This window comes from Methanobacterium petrolearium (assembly GCF_017873625.1).
Taxonomy (GTDB): domain Archaea; phylum Methanobacteriota; class Methanobacteria; order Methanobacteriales; family Methanobacteriaceae; genus Methanobacterium; species Methanobacterium petrolearium.
The window spans coordinates 52,474-71,963 of record NZ_JAGGKL010000013.1; the positions used below are offsets into that span (position 1 = coordinate 52,474).

Consider the following 19,490-nt stretch of genomic DNA (forward strand, 5'->3'; position numbering starts at 1 on the left):
TTTCATGTATTTGATAGATATTTGATAAAATAAACACATGTTTGATAAAATAAACTGACAGATATAATCTAAAAAAATAAGAAAAAGGGGATAAGGCATATCCCAAATTTTGATTTATTTTATTTGCGTTTTGGCAGTATCAATCCACCTAACACCATTAACACTGCAAATAATAGTGGTGCTATTGGTGCTCCGGTAGTTTGCATTCCCACAGTTTGGCCATTGGTTTCTGGAACTGTTCGCGCATTTACAGTCACTGTTTGGATGTTACTTTCCAGATTAGGGTCGTAAGTGTCGGTGGTAAGGCTGGGTTTGAAGATGAATGTTCCAGCACTTAATGCTTTAACTCTAACCAGTGCAGTAGGGTCGCCCACAACTACATCACCCAGTATCCAGGTTACAGTCCTGGTCACAGAGTCATAGGTAGCTGTTCCCTGATCCACAGTCACATCCACAAATTCCATACCATCAGGTATTGGTAGTGTAAACACCACATTCTGTGCGGTGTCCGGACCTCGGTTACCAACTTTGAAGGTGAGAGTTATAATTTCACCCACATAAGGATTGGTTTTACTGGCCCAACTGTTGATGTAGAGGTCTGCTTGAGGGACTTTTAGGGTTCCATTACCAGTAGATGCATTGTAGTAGTCATCTCCTTCAAAATTGGCTTGTATGGTGTACGTACCCCCAACAAGCTCAATTAAATAGGATAAAGTTGCCACGCCATTAACATCTGTGAATGAAGTACCTGCAACAACTCCATTGACAGTAAAACTAACTTCAAGGCCGCTTAAAAGGTTACCATAACTGTCTGTGAGGGTGGCAGTTAGATCAACTGTTTTACCCTTGTTTCCAGTGACATCACTTACGGTGATTGTGGTGTTTGCTTTGTTGATGGTTAGGTTGTTGGTTCCGTTGGTTAGGTTGTAGTATTGGTTGCCTAGGAATTCTGCGGTTATGGTGTAGGGGCTTCCTGTGGGGTTTAGGGTTATGGGGTTGTATGTTATTGTGACTATGCCGTTGGTGTTGGTTGTTGCGCTGTTTATGAATGTGCTGCCGATGTAGAAGTTTATGGTTTCTCCGTTGAGTGGGGTGCCGTATTCATTTGTTAAAGTTGCAGTTAGTGTTGTGCTGCCTAAGTATGTTCCTGTTGATGGGTTTACGGTGATTGTGGTGTTTGCTTTGTTGATGGTTAGGTTGTTGGTTCCGTTGGTTAGGTTGTAGTATTGGTTGCCTAGGAATTCTGCGGTTATGGTGTAGGGGCTTCCTGTGGGGTTTAGGGTTATGGGGTTGTATGTTATTGTGGCTATGCCGTTGGTGTTGGTTGTTGCGCTGTTTATGAATGTGCTGCCGATGTAGAAGTTTATGGTTTTTCCGTTCAGTGGGGTGTTGTATTGGTTTGTTAGGGTTGCAGTTAGTGTTGTGCTACCCAGATAAACTCCTGATGCTGCTTCTACAGTTATGATGGTGTTTGCTTTTTCTACAGTAACTGAGGTGGTTAAGTATTCATTGTCCACCTGAGTGAAGATTACAGCAGTTCCAACTCCCTCTCCAGTGTAGGTTGTGGTACCAATTCCATCGGTGGTTTCAGTGTCCGTGGGATCAACACCTTCAGGTCCAGATACCATGCCAAATTCGACAGGAATTTCGTCAGGCACATAACCTCCAGTAGGCTGTTGGTAGGGGTCCACACCGTTTATGGTGTTCCAGGTTAAATCAGCAGTTATTGTGGAATTGCTGAGATAGTGTATGTTGGTAGGATCAGCCATTAACCTTAGCATAATCCAGGGACTGTAATCCACACCTGCAGAAACTCTGGAACTAGGTTCATCGTTTGATCCCCACCAGTTGTTTTCTGCGTTGGCATTGGCTCCATTACTGGCAATGTCGGGTAAGGTGTTATCTAGGATGCGGTTGAAGTTTATACCAGGTGTGGATGACACATCAACATCTGTGTAAATTGCTCCACCGGTACCATTAGTTCCGTTAAAACCTGAAGTTCCATTGGTACCACCATCTCCTTGTCCTTTTAAACCTCCAGCTCCTCCGCTACCAGGAATGCCAATGAGGTTGCTGATGAGGTTGTTACTGATTACTTCCAGATGAGTTCCAGTGTGGTATATGCCGGCACCAGAACCTGAGTTTCCACCGTTTCCACCGTTTCCACCATTTCCTGAATTAACCCATATCGTGCCAAAGAACCAGTAACTAAACCTGTCGCTACCGTTTCCACCGTTTCCACCGTTTCCACCGTTTCCACTTCGGTTGGATGTTACTGTGGATTCAGTGAGAAGTAGATAGTTGGAGTTGTAGATTGTTCCACCGTTTCCACCGGCACCTCCGGAGCCACCATTACCACCGTTACTGGCGGTTATTTCTCCTTTAACACCGTTTCCACTGTTTCCACCAACTCCTCCTTCACCAGCGTAGTTGTCGTGGATTGTGGTGTTGGTTATATCTGTGGTTCCGGTGTTGTATATTGCTCCACCGTTTCCACCTGAGCCACCATCACCTCCAGTATAACCGGGTATGAGGGCACCGTAACCATTTGCTCCTTTTGCTCCGGCACCTCCGGTTCCTGCAGTGTTGAAGTATATTTCAGTGTTGTTTGATATGGTTGTGGTTCCGGTGTTGTAGATTGCTCCACCGTTTCCACCAGCACCACCGTTTGCACCGTTTGTTCCTTCACCACCAACTCCTCCTTCACCAGCGTAGTTGTCGTGGATTGTGGTGTTGGTTATATCTGTGGTTGCGTTGTTGTAGATTGCTCCACCGTTTCCACCACTACCACCAGTACCACCAAAAATTAATGCATTATATCCATGACCACCAGTTCCAGCGGTATTGGAATTGATTTCGGAGTTAGTTATGGTTAATGTTCCAGTTCCGGTGTTGTAGATTGCTCCACCGTTTCCACCACTACCACCAGTGCCAACAACAGCACCACCAGCACCAGCATTACCTGCCAAGTTGTTATGGATCAGGGTATCGGTTATGGTTATGATGGTTCCGGTGTTGTAGATTGCTCCACCGTTTCCACCGTTTCCACCGGTACCAAACAGTATACCATCGGCACCGTTACCGGCACGGTTGTTGTACAGTTCGCTACCAGTTATGATGAGTGTTCCAGTACTGTAGATAGCACCACCACTACCTCCATGGAAACCATTTGAATGGAGAAATAAAGTTCCTTCACTACCATCTCCAGCACGGTTATCATGGATCTTACAGTCAGTTATGGTTACAGTTCCGGTGTTGTAGATTGCTCCACCATCACCACCAACACCTCCATAGCTAACTGCTCCAACATCACCATCACCAGCCTGGTTGTTTCTCAGGACACAGTTTGTAAGATACAGTGTACCTTCGTTGTATATGCCCCCACCATCAGATCCATCAGGATGGAGTGTGGTTCCATCGGATGCATGACCATTTTCAAAGGTGATGTTGTAGAAGTAGACAGTGAAACCAGGGTAGATATGGATCAACCTATCATTGTCACCTTGGATAGTTGCGATGCCACCGTTTGCAACTGTGAAGATGAGGTTCTTTTTGATTTCAAAATCCTTTAAAACGAAAGTTCCCCCTGCTTCCAACTCTATTGTGTCCATTTCTGTGCTTGTACCAACAGCGGCTGCATCATAAGCTTCTTGTATTGTGTCATAATGGACAGATGGACTTCCATTGTAAGGTATTAATGTGGGGTCAGGTAATTGCGTATTATTCGTAGAATTATTGGTTAATTGTTCCACACTTGTACTATCATCAGCAGCTGAAACAGCACCTGCCAATGTCAGCGAAAACACAAGCACGAACAAAACCAGTATTATCTTTTTTTGCAAGTTCCTCACCCCCTTTTTTGGTTTTTTTTGTATGATATTAATTTCTTTTTTGGTCAGATTTTCACCTCTTTGGCACTTTTTTATTGCTTAGATTAATTGTGTATCACTGAATCAAATAAGGCATAATAAATAATTATCATAAATTGATCATGCCTTGAGAAATTGTCTTTGAATGTCAGTATTGTTTTTGTTGTTCACAATATAAAACAAATTCCCCAATTAAATGGGGGACTGTTATCACTAAATACCATGGAAGTAAAAAACAGTAACTCATGATTCTTTTATTATAAGGAATATTTTAATGATAATTAAAAAAAAATCAGTTAATTCGAATGTGAACAAGTTAAATCCTTGAAATATTTCAGGTAAATTTGGAAACTAATATTTTTTAAACGGAACCTAAGATAATTTATGGTATATGAAATGTTATTATAAAAATAAATTAAAGGACATATGGATTGTAAACTAGTCTTCGCAAGCCCAAAATGATTAAAAACCTATTTTTTATAGTTATGCTTTTTTTGCCCAATGTTAGTTTACGGAGAAGATCTCCCAAACCCCCACCAGTCAACACATCCATTACTAAATCTCCAAAGGTAGGATTTGGAATATTTAAGCTGGTTTCAAGGAATTTTTTAAGGTTTAGACGTCTTAAAGACGCTATTAATAAACTGGTGATAATTAAAAGGAACAACACCATCAAAAACACGCTCCAAATTCCCCAGTTATGGAAATTTGCAATATTCATTCCCAGGAATGTATATAATATTCCTAAACCTACTCCAAATGAATGGTTTCCCACTTCGCCCATCATGATCTTTCCCTGATAATCAAGGGGAGCATATCCAATACAGGCAGCTAAAAGGATCAGTGCGGGGAAATACAGATTTCCAGTGGTAAAGTAGAGTAATAATGCCATAACAGAGCTCATTATAATCACAGTGGACGCTGCAGTTCCGGGTTGCATGTCAGCGATGTTCATTGGTTGTATCATTAGGGCGATGACGATTGAAACAGGACCAAAGTAGAAATATCCCACTACCATAACCAGAAGCATCCCAATACCCCGGGAAAGCTGACCAATTTCTAGTGGGAGGTTTTTAATTTTTTTCCTACCAATCAAATCATCCATAAATGCGAATATCCCTATTATTCCTATTAGATAGTTTCCAGGCGGTGGGAAAAATAACAAAAGTACTATAAATGGAGCCATTCCAACTGCTCTGGGTGTCCCCCCTCGAATATGGGTGTAAAGGTTACCTCCTAGGTGAGAAAATAGTTTTCGAAAGATTAAAGTCAAGATACAGGAGATGAGAAATGCCATTGTTAACATTACAATTCCATTTATGTTCATTTCCCAGATGTTCATTTTGATGTGTCTCCTGCAAATTATTCATTCATCCTGCTGAAATCTTACTTTAGTGCGTACCTCAACAAAGCTGCCAACCCTCCAAGAGCACTTAACTGTTTTCCCCCGTCATGTTCACTGCTTATGACCATTACTTTACCCCCTAAATTCTCAGTCATGTCCATGATCCTTTCTACATCTTTTTTGCGGAGTAATTCATCTATAACCAGTAATTCTTCAATGGCACCAGCTTCAGCAGCAGTTTTAACTTCATTTTTACCATACGCCACCAAATTGGAAGTTTTCCCGATTTCTTCCAGGATTTTGGCCATCATCCTAACTTCCAGGGCTATGCGTCCTTCAGTTGCCATTTCTTCTAAAATCCCTTTCTGCAACACTTCATGAATCCCTGAGCGTCCCCCAGCGCCGGTGCTTTCTAAACGGGATATATTTGCTAGGTCTTGATATTTTTGGCTTATAAATTGGTAAAAATCGTTTTTACCGAACCCGGGTCCGGCAATGACAATCCCTTTTATCCCTTCAAACTTATTGATGGACTGGACTATTGCCTCATAAAAGTTGTTTATGATCTGTTGCCGGTTTTTCTGCAACACTCTTTTCCCGGATATCCCCCCGATGATGGGCCCGTAAAATTCAACACCATACTGGCGCAAAATTCCCATATCAGCATTATCATCCTCAATCACCACTACCAGAGCTTTAGGTACTTTAGATGAATCTATAGCTTCTTTAATCCTTTTTCGGTGCCACCTGGACCATTTTTCCTTCTGTATTCTTACGGGGGTGCTAAGTTTCAAATCCAGGGTGTGATGGGAGCCCAGGGAAACCAGATCTTCTGGACCCTTTTTGATAACACCTTTAGCCCGTAATTTTCCGGTGTACTTATGAAAATTAATGCTTTCCACGCGTATTCCCATGAAAAATGTTTTTTTGATTCCTCTGTCACTGCGCAGACGTTCTCCAGTGGTGTCCTGTATGCGGCGGGTGGTTCTGGATGAGACCAGATCTCCAGGTTCTATTAAATGGGAAAGATGCCACAGATCATCCAGAGTTTCAGGGAACAACTCTATAATTCCTCTTTTAGCATCTTGATGAACTATTCGCATGATAAAACCTTTATTTTAATTTATAAATCGTTCTGTTGATTTAATGATGATGATTTTAACTAAAATATATGGGGGTGATGTTTTTTACACAATGTTTCACGTATTTATTGTTAAATCTTTTTTTCACATGCCTTACTTTCTATTACATGACTCATAAGTTTTATCTCAATAATCATAACTTTTAAATAAAATGTATTACAAAGTGATGTTTGGTGATTATGGATGGAAAAACAGTTAGAAACCAAAATAAAAAAAACTTTAGAAAACGTTAAACCGTGGCAAAGAGTCCCCACTTCCTTAGATGGGGTCTTTCTGATAAAGGCACCTACGAGAGGAGATCAAGAGAGTATAATGGTCGAAATAAACCCTCTAGATGAGTTTGGACGTCCTATAAAAAGGAGGGGGATTTTTTTGCAGCATAAAATTCAATTAGAAAGGTTTTTAGAAGTTATGCAGGAGTCTCGTCTCATGGACTTTTTAGATACACTGGATGCCATGGCTGGAAGTAGCAAAAACGAGAACGTGGGAACACTGGAGATATGAAGAATATGGCATGAACTGAAAGATCGTACTGAATATTAAAATCTGGATATTAGAATAAATCCGGATTATGGGATAAATAATATATCCATCTGTTTCTATAGTTAACTCCATGCAGGTAGCAGTTATTGGTGGAACCCGTGGACTGGGAAATTGGATGGCCAACTTCCTTAAAAAGAAAGGGTGCCAGGTTACCATCACTGGTAGAAATTCTTTAATGGGGGAAACCATTGCTAACAAAATGGGGGCCAGTTACACTTCCAATAATGTTGAAGCTGCCATAAATGCGGAAATAGTGATATTAGCTGTTCCAATAGAGGTTACTGTTAAAACCATAAAGGAAGTGGCCCCTCATATGCAGGAAGGATCTTTACTGGTGGATGTGACCTCTGTGAAGGAAAAACCAGCAAAGATCATGTACCAACACGCCCCAGAAGGTGTGGAAGTACTCCCCACCCATCCCATGTTCGGACCCAGGATCAGATCCCTGGACGGGCAAGTGGTTGTCCTCACACCTCAGGAAAAAGGAAAATGGTACTCTAAAGTGGTCAATTTTCTTGAAAAAGAACAGGCAAGGGTTTTAGTGACCAAACCAGAATTTCACGATCGGATGATGAGTATTGTTCAGGGGTTAACCCATTTTGCCTACATATCCATTGCCAGCACCATTGAAAAGATGCAGGTCGATATTAAAGAATCCCGCAAGTTTGCCAGCCCCATTTACAGTCTCATGCTGGACATGATAGCCCGTATTGTTGCCCAAAACCCTTACCTGTGCTATTCTATCCAAACACAGAACCGCTACATCCCTGAAGTCCATGAAACATTCCTGGAAACCTTTCAGGATCTCAAATCTATGATCAACCAGGAAAACCAGGCAGAATTTGTGAAATCCATGAGTGATGCTGCTAAGCACTTAAATGATCTTGAAGCCGCTCTGGGAAGATCAGATAAGGCCATATCTGCCCTGAGTGCAGAGGTAACCACCCTCAAAAATTCTCTGGGAAAGGAAGTAGGTTTGCGCCACATGTACTCTGGAAAAGTTCACATTGGTGTTTTAGATTCGTTGTCTCCTGATTTTCTCACATTAAAAGAGAATAATAAAGTCACAACCCTTAAAATTTCTAACATCGAAATTTTAAGTTATGAACAACTACAATCCTGGAAAATGAACAATCTTCCAACAAAGACCTTTGATGTTTCGGTTGTTTTACCGGAAAGATCCCAACCAGAAATAATATCACGTACCATTAATTCTCTGGAAGGTATGGTTGCATCTGAGGTTAAAGATGTTTATCAGGGCAAACAAATTCCAGAAGGGTTTAAAAGCATTACCTTCAGCTGCCAGGTGATTTCTATCACTTTAAAAAAGAAAGTGGAGGAATTACTAGTGGGTTTTGGTGGCATAATCCGTTAATTCTATTTTTTATCTTCTTTTCATGTTCATAAAATTATTCTTACCGAAACATTTATATACTATGATTTACAATGTTAAAGTAACATAAGTTAACTAAATACAAAAACGATTTTTATTTATTTTTTAATACATCTATGGTTTTAATTTAGAATATAAAAAAATTTATAGGGGGATTTATCATGAAAAGTGAAGATATGAAACTAAAAGTAGCAGAAGCATTTTCTCAATCTGATGTCGGCAGATCCATAGCCAGAATAGACCCGGCATGCATGGAAAAGCTCGATCTTTTGGATGGGGACATGATTGAAATAGAAGGTAGAAAACTTACAACCACCACTGTGGCTTCATCCCAATCTGACATAGGACTGGGTATCATAAGAATCGACGGATACATCCGTAAAAACGCAGGAACATCCCTGGGAGAGGAAGTGACTGTGAAAAAAGCCCAGGTTAAAGAAGCACAAAAGGTGGTGTTGGCACCGGTGGATCAAAAAATCATGATACGTGGTGATGTGCGGGGTGCCTTCCAAGGAAGAGTGCTGTCCAAGGGAGATATTATAGTAACTGGAATCAGGCAACAACAGCAAACCGCCATGCGAGGAAGTTTATTCGACGAATTCTTCCGAGAAACCATGAGTGATGTCAGCCCCATGGGTGAACTGAAACTAGCAGTGGTAGCTACTAAACCTGCGGGAGCAGTTAAAATCACTGAAATGACCGATGTGGAAGTTCAAACCGAACCAGTGGACGTATCCAAACTGGAAGGAGTGAAAACCCTGGTGGATGTCACCTACGAAGACATTGGTGGACTCAAAGAAGAAGTTAAAAAAGTCAGGGAAATGATTGAAATCCCCCTGAAACGCCCAGAACTCTTCGAAAGACTGGGAATATCGCCACCCAAAGGAGTCCTGATGCACGGACCCCCAGGTACAGGCAAAACTCTCCTGGCCAAGGCAGTGGCCAATGAAAGTGACGCTCACTTCATCGCCATACAGGGTCCGGAAATCATGAGCAAATACGTGGGTGGATCAGAAGAAAGACTACGTGAATTCTTCGAAGAAGCAGAAGAAAACGCACCATCTATAGTATTCATTGACGAAATTGATGCCATAGCTCCTAAAAGAGAGGAAGTATCTGGAGAAACCGAAAGACGTGTTGTAGCCCAACTTTTAACCTTAATGGATGGTCTTAAAACCAGAGGCCAAGTAGTGGTTATCGGTGCCACCAACCGACCCGATGCCCTGGACGCAGCACTGCGCCGACCAGGAAGATTCGACCGGGAAATAGAAATAGGAGTACCAGATAAAGATGGACGCCAGGAAGTACTTGAAATTCACACCAGAGGAATGCCTCTAGATGAAAAAGTAGACCTGGATGAAATAGCCGACACTACCCACGGTTTTGTAGGGGCAGACCTGGAAATGCTTTGTAAAGAAGCAGCCATGCGAGTCCTCAGGCGTGTCTTACCTGATATCAAGGCTGATGAGGAAATACCCAAAGAAACCCTTAAAAAAATGATCATCCAAAAATCCGACTTCAAAGAAGCTTTAAAAGAAATACAACCATCCGCACTCCGCGAAGTCCTGGTACAAGTACCGGATATTAAATGGGACGACATTGGAGGTTTAGAAAACGCTAAACAGGAACTGAAAGAGGCAGTGGAATGGCCGCTCAAGTATCCGGAGAGCTTTGAAAAGTTCGGAGTCACACCACCCAAAGGTGTACTGGTATACGGACCACCAGGAACTGGTAAAACTCTCCTGGCCAAGGCCGTAGCCAATGAAAGTAAAGCTAACTTCATAGCAGTTAAAGGACCAGAATTACTATCTAAATGGGTGGGTGAATCAGAAAAAGGTGTCAGAGAAATATTCCGCAAAGCCAGACAGACAGCTCCCACAGTGATATTCTTTGATGAAATAGACAGCATAGCCTCAGCCCGATCAGGTGTAAGCTCTGACAGTGGAGTCACCCAGAGAGTGGTCAACCAACTCTTAACTGAAATTGACGGACTGGAGGAACTGCAGGATGTGGCAGTAATTGCCGCCACCAACAGGGTGGACATCATGGACCCTGCCCTCTTAAGACCAGGTAGATTTGACCGCCACGTTAAAGTGGATGATCCTGATGAGAAAGCACGACTGGAAATCTTCAAAGTACACACCAAAAACATGCCACTGGCAGACGATGTGGACCTGGAATACCTGGCCAAAAACACCGAAAAATATGTGGGTGCAGATATCGAAGCCGTGTGCCGGGAAGCAGTCATGTTGACACTGAGAGAAGACCTTAAAGCTGAATCAGTGAAGATGAAACAATTCAAAGAGGCCATGAAAAAGGTAAAAACTGAAGAAAAAGTGGACATGGTACAGTATCACTAAGATGTTTACTCAAATCCCCTACACCCTATAAATCCATTAAAGGAGAAGATTCCAATACAATAATATGGGATCTTCTCCTTTTTTTTATTTTTCTAACTCTTTTTTTATTTGGGTCAGGTTAAGTTATGGTCAATTAAACAGGAAGACTATTATATAATTGATAGGGCAAGTATAATCTATAATCAAAAAATCAATTATTTATCTAATTATTTAACGAGGATGTAACGGTGATAAAATGCCTTATAAAGTAAAAGATATGGATTTAGCCCCTCAGGGTAGAAAGAAGATTGAATGGGTCCAGAAACACATGCCGGTACTGGAAACCATTAAAAAACGTTTCGAAAAGGAAAAACCCTTTGAGGGAATTACAATAGGCTCCTGTTTACATCTGGAACCCAAAACCATTAATCTGGGACTAACTCTCCAGGCTGGAGGGGCAGAAGTCGCAATGACTGGCTGTAACCCACTTTCAACCCAGGATGATGCCACCGCAGCTGGTGCCAGTTTAGGGCTTAACATGTATGGCTGGAGAGAGCAAACCAACGAAGAATACTACCAGACCATTAACATGGTCCTGGATCATAAACCCGATGTAATCATAGATGACGGGGCAGACATGATCTTCATGCTCCACAAAGAACGCAGAGATGCGCTGGGAAAAATTAGAGGAGCATGTGAGGAAACCACCACAGGAATTCACCGTTTGAAATCCATGCACGCTGATGGGGCTCTCAAATTCCCGGTAATAGCAGTTAACGATGCATACACCAAATACCTCTTTGATAACCGTTATGGAACCGGACAATCAACCTTTGACTCCATCATGGGATCCACAAACATCCTAATCGCCGGTAAAAACGTAGTGGTATGTGGTTATGGCTGGTGTGGCAGGGGAATAGCCATGCGTGCTGATGGATTAGGAGCCAACGTCATAGTCACAGAAATAGATCCAATAAGGGCATTAGAAGCCCGTATGGATGGATACAGGGTGATGCCTGTTAGGGAAGCTGTTAAACACGCTGACATCCTGATAACTGCCACGGGTAATATCGATATTGTCACTGAAGAGGATTTTAAGGTAATGAAAGATGGTTGTATAATGGCTAACTCTGGCCACTTTAACGTGGAAATAAACCGTGAAGACCTGGACCAGCTGGCAGTAAAACAACAAAATGTCAAACCAGACATTGAAGAATTTGTAATGAAGGATGGTCGAAAGGTATACCTCCTTGCAGAAGGCAGACTGGTTAATCTCGCTGGTGAAAGGGGACAGGGACATCCTGCTGAGATAATGGATCTGAGTTTCGCCATGCAGGCGTTATCTGCCAAGCAACTGGTGGAGACCCAGATGGAAATAGGAGTGCACAAAACCCCAGATGAATCAGACATGCACGTGGCCAGACTCAAATTAGAAGCAATGGGTATTGAAATTGATAACTTAACAGAAAGGCAGGAAGAATATCTGGAAGGATGGGAAGAAGGCACGTAAAGGGAATTAAAATAATGGAAGCAGATTTCTTTAAGATAATCGGTGAGAATAACCCTTCACGCCTTTTTATTGGTGGTTTGCATGGTAAGGAAGGATTAAGTACCATCCATGCAATCCAAACCATTGAAAACTTAGATCTTAAAAAAGGCGGTCTGATTTTATGCAACATGCCAGCCAGCCCCTACCTCAGCACTCTGGATCCTATTTACTACCTTTCAATGGCCGGAAAAAATGTTATAGCTCTTATAAAGGAATATAAACCAGAAATATACTTGGAATTGCATTGTTATCGCCAAAATAAAAAATCAAAACTCACAGGCCCTGAAAGAATGGAAATTTCTGGAGTTCCAGGACTTGTGGAACTTGAAGAAAGTGTTTTAATAGGTTCCACATCGCCCCTTATTCGTTCTGTATTTTTCAAACTGTATGATTTTCCTTTCATTCTGGAAATGCCATGCAACCCTCCATCAGAATCACTGGAAGTATGTCATAAAATCATGAAAATAGCTGCAAAATCCAGTAATCGTTTGGAAATAATGGAAAAAATAGGCGAAATATATCCCCATCAGGTAGAACGTTTGAAAGATTACTTTGATGAATTCTCCCATAATTTCTGGCCAGCCTTTCAGGAACTTAAGAAAAAAACCCAGAAAATTGATTTGAATAGTTATGATGAACTTGATGAATTAATAAGAGAAGTAGTTGCAGAGGGAAACTATGATCTTAATCAGGTGCAAATAAAACAGTTGAGTCAGGCATACGTTATTTTTCGAGAGTATGGGTGATATTTTTTGGCGTTTTTCAAAATCATTGATAAAGGAATGGGCATAACCCGACTTTTTCTAGGAGGAGTTCATGGAAAAGAGGGCCATAGCACCATATATGCCCTTCAGGAAATCAGAAATGATGATGTTACCTCAGGGAAGCTGGTAATTCATAATTGTGATGAAAGCCCATATGTGAGCACTCTTGATCCGGATTACTATCAATCAAGGGTGGGGAAAGAAGTACTGTATTTAATAAGCAGTTATCATCCAAAAATATATGTGGAAGCCCACTGTTACAGGAATGAAAATTATCTAAAGCTCACATCACCACATCGATGGACCGAATCAAAAGTTCCACCTTTAATTGAACTTGAAAGCGGAGTTTTAATTGGTTCTGCATCTCCCCTCATCAGAACCAGTATCTTTGCAAAAGACGATGTTTGCATCACTCTTGAAATGCCGTGTAAACCTACAAAAAAGACATTAGATGTTTATATTAATGTTTTAAGGAGTATTGCTGCATCTGGAAGTCGAGATGAACTGGAAAAGCGTATGATGGATCTCTATCCCAATCAGGTTGAAACTGCAAAAAAATATGCAAAGGAGTTTTTTGGGAATTACCCACCGTTTTAGTCCACATCTTGTTTTTATGATTAAAAATCAATTCCTATCAATATCAAAAAGAAGATTTATTCCTATTTATTACCAAAAATTGAATTTATTCCTTTTTATTATTTAAAATAAAATTAATTCGTCTTTATTATTAAAAATAAAAACAATCCCTCTTTATCATCTAAAACTAATCTTTATTGTTAAAACCATTGTTCTAAACTACTCTGGGTGCTCTCCAATTTTTTGAGTTTCCCAACAGCACTCAGTACTCTGTCTTCAGAAAAATCATGTTCTCCGCAGAGGAAATCCACGATGCCCTGCTGTTCAGTGTTTCCCCATTTTAATTGATAGTTTGATTCAACTTCATGTTTCAGGAACATGTCACGCAAAAGAGTAGGATCAACATCAAGCTCGATATCCAGGGCTTCCAGAATTTTAAATATGTTGCCATGTTTTTTGATGAGTTTCAAACCCTTTTTAGCCCCAATACCTTTAATTCCCTGGTTGAAGTCTGTGCCCACCATTATAGCCAGGTCAACCAGTTGTTCACGTGTTATATCCAGGGTTTTTAGGATTTTTCCCAGTTCAATGATTTCAGGATTGTTCTGATTCCCGCTGATTGTAAGGTTTTTCACCATTCTAGGTGCTCCGAAGAGCATACAATCATAATCCTGGGAAGCAACACACCATGCATCGCCACAAGCCACCATATATGATGCTTGGGCTTCTCCTTCTCCTTTTGCCTGGATGTATGGGATGCCCATGAGTTTGATAAGTTTTTTTGAGCCTTCTACGATTTCAGGTGACATGCGGGATGATCTAACTGCATATTTCCTGGCATCTTCCATGCGACCTTCTTCCAGAGCTTCTTTCCATTTTTTTTCAGACTCTTTTTTTACTTCGGCACGTTTTTGTTGAGTTTCTTTTTTAAGGGCACTGGACTGACCATCAAAAACATAGATTGGTTTGATTCCTTTTTCAATAAGGGATGATGTACGGTACAAAATTCCACTGAAATGAGAGGTAACCCTTCCATTCTCATCACGAAGTGGAGTTCCATCGTACTGGCGGATACTGGATAGGAACTGGTATATGACGTTAGCAGCATCCAGTGCCACTACTTTACCATCTAAATCATTGAAACTAATCTCTTCTGGAGATACAATGTCTTTAAATTTCACACCCATAATGATACACCACCATTAGCTTCTATCATATTGTATTAGCTTTTATCATAACCCATTAGATCCTATCCTGGAACTATATGACTAACAGGAAATTAACCTATAAACTCATTTAATCGGTGAACAGATCACAGGGAAAGGTTTCCATCAACCATACCAGCACCTGGTCCTTGTGAATTATATTATAGGTCCTGGTTAGCATAGGGGAGTTTGTTTTGAAGATATCCACCATTTCGGGGTCAGATTCCTCCAATGAAACAGTTTTTATCTCCCGACGAGACTCAATATTGTGCTTCCTGAGAATACGACCAATAGGGATATCGGCTCGAATCAGGTCTTCTCTAAAATCATCGTCCAATCTTTCAACTGGTATTAAGGATATGGCATAAATCAAGGGTTCTTTTCCTTCAATAACCACTACCCTATAGTTAATGGTGGCACCTTCATCCACATCCAAAAGAAAAGCTGTTTCTGCATCAGCTTTCCTGAATTCCTGCACCAGAGTCCTGATATTCACATGACCCTTAAGCACATCAAGGATGGTAGTAACTGATCCATCAGTGGCCAGAAGTATCTTCTGAGCACTTGAAAGATTTCCTAACTCTTGTTCAATGTCTTGTATTCCTTCAAAGATTTTTTGGTCCATTTTCATTCACTGGGATCGCTTATTTCACCGTGAATGGCAGAGTAAGCCACTACTTCCGGGTTGGCCAGATACACTTCTGATAGGGGATCACCCATACGACCTACGAAGTTACGGTTAGTGGTGGATATACACACCTCTCCCGCAGTTAAAGCACCCATATGGGCACCTAAACAGGGTCCGCATCCAGGGTTGATGATTATTGCCCCTGCACTGAGAAATGTGTCAATTATACCTTCAGCAATTGCTTTCTGATAGATCCGGCGGGAAGCCGGAGACACGATGAGTCTAACATCTTGATGAACTTTTGCATTTTCCAGGACACCAGCAGCCTGGCGCAGATCCTCCAACCTGCCATTGGTACATGAACCAATAAAGGCCTGGTCAATGGTCCTGCCAGAAATTTGAGAAACAGGATAAACATTGTCAACGTTATGGGGACATGCTACTTGGGGTTCTAGATCATCCACTTGGAAATGGTAGGATTTTTCATATATAGAATCTTCATCTGAACGGAATATTTGGAAATCATGCACATTTCGTTTTTTTAGGAAATCTAAAGTTGCAGAGTTGGGTTCCATTATACCATTTTTTGCCCCGCATTCCACTGCCATGTTGCACATGGTCATCCTACCGGGAACACCCATATTCTGGATGGTAGGTCCAGAAAATTCTAACGACTTATAGGTAGCACCATAAGATCCTATGGTACTTATAATATGAAGTATCAGGTCTTTAGGTGCAACATGATCCCTTAACGTACCCTGAACTTCTATTTTAAATGCTTCAGGAACCATGAACCATGTTTTACCAGTTGCAAAAACCATTGCAATATCAGTGGCACCCATACCCGTGGCGAAAGCCCCGAAAGCCCCGTAAGTGCATGTGTGGGAATCAGCACCTACTATAACGGTACCTGGCTTCACAAAACCTTCTTCTGGAAGTACTTGGTGGCATATTCCTTCTCCATGGGTGTAGATATTTTTGATGCCCTGTTTTTTGGCAAAATCACGGGCAATCCTCTGAAATTCTGCTGAACCAATTATATTCGCCGGTACGTTGTGATCGAATACAATGACAATTTTATCTGGATCCCACACGTTCTCAGCAATCTTATTGAAGGTGTGGATGGTGGGTGTTGATGTACCATCATGGGTCATGGCCAGATCCACCCTGGCCTCAATGATCTCTCCAGGTTGAACCTTTTTAACGCCATAAGCGTTTGCAAGTATTTTTTCAGTAATATTCATGAATATAACACCATAATGTCATTACAGGCAGTTTAATAAGTCTTCACTGGTCTTCGTTGAACTAAGTTGATGACCCTATTTACTATTTCTATTAAAATCTGAATGGACCCCTTACTGAGCGCACGATCTCATTAAAAAGATCATCATTGATGTATTTTCCTCTTTCCCGTTTTTGTTTAACTTTTTCCACGATTTCGCACAGTTCGTCACGGCTCACATTAATTCCGCACTCATCAAGTTTGGCTTTCACTGCTCGGCATCCGGAGTGTTTTCCCAAAACAATTCGTCGCTGATGGCCAATTAGTTCTGGTATGAAAGGCTCATAGGTTAATGGTTCTTCAAGAACTGCGTCTACGTGTATACCTGACTCGTGTCTGAAAACGTTTTTACCCACAATGGGTTTGTTATAGGGCACTTTCATGTTGGTAAGTTCTTCTACCAGTTGTGAGAGTTCGTAGAATGTACTAATATCAAATCCAAGATCTACACCATAAATAAGAAGCAGAGTCATTACCATTTCTTCTAAGGAAGTGTTTCCTGCTCTTTCTCCAATTCCATTTACAGTAGTTGAAACTGCATCTGCACCAGCCAGTAAACCTGAAATACAATTGGATAGGGCCATTCCAAAATCATTGTGGCAATGTAATGCTATTTCGGTATTTATTTCTTTTTTTAACTCTCGGACCAGGTAATCCATACCCTGAGGGCTTATTGCACCTACAGTGTCTGCTATATGTACCCGATCAACTCCATAAAGCTCTGCTCGGCTGTATATGTTTTTCAAAAAGTCCAGGTCAGTACGGGTTGCATCTTCTGCTGAGAATGCCACAAATAATCCATGGTCTTTGGCATGTTCAATAGAGTTCATGCAGATGTTTAGAGCATCATCTTGGTCAATTCTTAATTTATGTTTTAGGTGAAGTGCAGATGTTCCCATAAAAGTGATTATACCATCCACATCACAATCAATTGCTGTGTCAATGTCTTCTTTTTTGGTACGGGAGAGAACCAGGATTTGTGCATCTAGATCCTCTGCTACAATGGCTTTTACGGAACGATTTTCCTCTTGGGAAACAACTGGAAAACCAGCTTCAATCTGGTGTAATCCCAGTTCATCTAATTTACGTGCTATTTTAAGTTTTTCCTGTGTTCTGAGACACACACCTGGTGTTTGTTCACCATCTCTGAGGGTGGTGTCGTAAACTGTGATTTTTTCCGGGAATTTTAAGTTAACAGATTTGTTATAAGGGCTTACAAAATATTTCAAAACATTACCACCTGTATTTTTAATATAAAATACAAATTTAACCCTTAATTTGCATTAAAAAGGATTAAAGTATTTTGATACATTTTTTAAAATGAATCCTCCTTAAAAATCATTTTATCAGATAGTTTATTGGACTATCATGGATTATTATTTTGATATAAATGTATTTTTCGTTTTGTATCTTAGCTACTCATCGGAGGGCTAATTCCGGTAGCCGGTGTTCAACCTTTTTCATACCTCATAATATAGTTTTTAAAACAGCAGTACATCAATAAATTTATAAAAAAAATAATTTTAATGGTTTAAATGAGCTCTAGAATATTACTGTGAATACTTTCAGTCAGTTTCCATTAATTCTAGGTACGAAGTTCTTTCAAAACCGTCATTTATTCCTATTTTTGAATAAGTCGCAAAGATCTCATTCAAAGCCTCTTGGGTGTCTTCACCTTCTTCGATTTCCTTTTCGATTTCCACAAAACTACCCACTTCCTGAACTTCATCCAGGGCCACCATTAACTCCCCCATAGTGTAGATAATCCGGTTTTTGCGAACAGTTGCCACTGGACGGAAACTGAGATTTTCAAAAATATCTGCCACTTTAAGTGAATCTTCCACTGCTACTTCAATTTCCTTCCGGGTTTTACTGATATTATCCATTTTTGGACCCTTGTAGGTGATATATATCTCTTCAGAATTTTCACTTCTAATTTTCCTTATTCTGAGAGCTTCATCAGTTTGGGCAAAGTCTCTATGTGGTGCATTAAAATATAAATCTTCTTGATATTCTTTTTTGACCCTACATGCTCCTATTCCAATCAGCCTTTCTTCTATTTTATTTAAATTAGGGGCATGTGCCTTAACTTCAACTTCTATCATGATAGACTCCTAAAGGGCATTATATTTTATTGTATGTTCATCCAACTCTTCTTTCTATTGAATTTCTTATGTAGATTTCAGCATCGGATATTTGGGTTAAATAATTATCAACCATGTTCTCAACCATTTCATAGGATTTTATTTTAGTATTTCGCTTTTTAATGATATTTTTCTTCTTTTTTACCCGTTTTTGAACCTGACGAGAAGAAAGCTCGCGAGTTTCTTCTGGAGAGGGGTTTAATTCATTAATAAGTAGTATATATTCTTTTCTAATTGTTCTTATGTCCGTTCTTATGTTGTGTCTGATTTTTTTCAGAATATTCTTCATCTCTTCCAGTTCATTCATGGTTTTCATGGCCCTTTGAATGTTGGAAACATCTATTTCCATCCCATCAATCTCTAGTTCATCCAGTTGTTGTTGGTAAATCTTGGGACCTAACATGATTTCACCTTTAAATGTAACATAATTTTTATTTACCCCGACTAATCATGATAGCTTGATCTTATAGTGATGTATTACTAAATTTGTTTTGTTGTAAAACAATATATAGAGAATTTCGATTAACTGTTTGATCTTTGGATATTTAAATTTTTTATTTGATTGAATTCGTTGTTTAAACTGTTTAATTTGGTAAATACATATATTTATATACTCTTATGTTTATAAGAGTATTATGAAGTCTTTTGAGAACTATTTCATGAATAAGCAGTATGAGCGTGTCAAGGAACTTGGTGATAAGTTAGCTGAGA

Annotated in this window: 15 protein-coding genes; 6 read left to right on the forward strand and 9 right to left on the reverse strand. The window is 40.3% G+C overall.

The annotated features are described in order from the left end of the window. Window positions 1-119 precede the first annotated feature (119 nt). The 3 genes from J2743_RS12185 to J2743_RS11000 all read right to left on the reverse strand — a co-directional run bounded on the left by J2743_RS12185 (window position 120) and on the right by J2743_RS11000 (window position 6,317). The gene (locus J2743_RS12185) at window positions 120-3,842 is read right to left on the reverse strand and encodes an Ig-like domain repeat protein (protein WP_209627154.1); all 3,723 of its coding nucleotides are present in this window, start codon (window positions 3,840-3,842) and stop codon (window positions 120-122) included. A gap of 442 nt (window positions 3,843-4,284) precedes the next feature. Beyond that, window positions 4,285-5,211, reverse strand: a complete 927-nt coding sequence (locus J2743_RS10995; protein ID WP_245248287.1) for a cell wall biosynthesis protein — start codon at window positions 5,209-5,211, stop codon at window positions 4,285-4,287. A gap of 44 nt (window positions 5,212-5,255) precedes the next feature. Further along, the gene (locus J2743_RS11000; protein WP_209627156.1) at window positions 5,256-6,317 is read right to left on the reverse strand and encodes an mRNA surveillance protein pelota; all 1,062 of its coding nucleotides are present in this window, start codon (window positions 6,315-6,317) and stop codon (window positions 5,256-5,258) included. Between the two features lie 351 nt (window positions 6,318-6,668). Here J2743_RS11000 and J2743_RS12115 point away from each other — a divergent pair, with 351 nt between their 5' ends. The 6 genes from J2743_RS12115 (at window position 6,669) to J2743_RS11030 (ending at window position 13,541) form a co-directional block, all read left to right on the forward strand. After that, on the forward strand, window positions 6,669-6,860 hold the full coding sequence (locus J2743_RS12115; RefSeq protein WP_245248289.1) for a hypothetical protein: 192 nt from the start codon (window positions 6,669-6,671) through the stop codon (window positions 6,858-6,860). A 109-nt stretch (window positions 6,861-6,969) separates the two neighbouring features. Beyond that, on the forward strand, window positions 6,970-8,274 hold the full coding sequence (locus J2743_RS11010) for a prephenate dehydrogenase (protein ID WP_209627161.1): 1,305 nt from the start codon (window positions 6,970-6,972) through the stop codon (window positions 8,272-8,274). 179 nt (window positions 8,275-8,453) lie between these two features. Next, a complete protein-coding gene (locus tag J2743_RS11015; protein ID WP_209627163.1) occupies window positions 8,454-10,652 on the forward strand; it encodes a CDC48 family AAA ATPase in 2,199 nt (732 codons plus the stop codon). Between the two features lie 235 nt (window positions 10,653-10,887). Then, window positions 10,888-12,141 carry an adenosylhomocysteinase gene (gene ahcY / locus J2743_RS11020; RefSeq protein WP_209627165.1) on the forward strand — a complete coding sequence of 418 codons (1,254 nt, stop codon included), beginning with the start codon at window positions 10,888-10,890 and terminating at the stop codon, window positions 12,139-12,141. Window positions 12,142-12,155: 14 nt separating this feature from the next. Further along, window positions 12,156-12,926, forward strand: coding sequence for a DUF2119 domain-containing protein (locus J2743_RS11025; RefSeq protein ID WP_209627167.1), 771 nt, complete (start codon window positions 12,156-12,158; stop codon window positions 12,924-12,926). 6 nt (window positions 12,927-12,932) lie between these two features. Further along, entirely contained in the window at window positions 12,933-13,541 is a 609-nt protein-coding gene (locus tag J2743_RS11030; RefSeq protein WP_209627169.1) for a DUF2119 domain-containing protein, read from the forward strand. A 179-nt stretch (window positions 13,542-13,720) separates the two neighbouring features. Here the strand turns inward: J2743_RS11030 and fen are convergent, their stop codons facing one another. The 6 genes from fen to J2743_RS11060 form a co-directional block, all read right to left on the reverse strand. After that, window positions 13,721-14,707 carry a flap endonuclease-1 gene (gene fen / locus J2743_RS11035; RefSeq protein WP_209627171.1) on the reverse strand — a complete coding sequence of 329 codons (987 nt, stop codon included), beginning with the start codon at window positions 14,705-14,707 and terminating at the stop codon, window positions 13,721-13,723. A 109-nt stretch (window positions 14,708-14,816) separates the two neighbouring features. Beyond that, complete coding sequence (locus J2743_RS11040; protein ID WP_209627173.1) at window positions 14,817-15,350, reverse strand: chorismate--pyruvate lyase family protein; 534 nt, start codon at window positions 15,348-15,350, stop codon at window positions 14,817-14,819. Between the two features lie 2 nt (window positions 15,351-15,352). Continuing rightward, entirely contained in the window at window positions 15,353-16,597 is a 1,245-nt protein-coding gene (gene hacA, locus J2743_RS11045) for a homoaconitase large subunit (protein ID WP_209627175.1), read from the reverse strand. 91 nt (window positions 16,598-16,688) lie between these two features. Next, on the reverse strand, window positions 16,689-17,864 hold the full coding sequence (locus J2743_RS11050; RefSeq protein WP_209627176.1) for a homocitrate synthase family protein: 1,176 nt from the start codon (window positions 17,862-17,864) through the stop codon (window positions 16,689-16,691). Between the two features lie 336 nt (window positions 17,865-18,200). Next, window positions 18,201-18,740: a class IV adenylate cyclase gene (gene cyaB / locus J2743_RS11055; RefSeq protein WP_209627178.1), complete on the reverse strand. Its 540-nt coding sequence runs from the start codon at window positions 18,738-18,740 to the stop codon at window positions 18,201-18,203. A gap of 37 nt (window positions 18,741-18,777) precedes the next feature. Next, on the reverse strand, window positions 18,778-19,182 hold the full coding sequence (locus tag J2743_RS11060; RefSeq protein ID WP_209627180.1) for a hypothetical protein: 405 nt from the start codon (window positions 19,180-19,182) through the stop codon (window positions 18,778-18,780). Window positions 19,183-19,490: the final 308 nt, after the last annotated feature.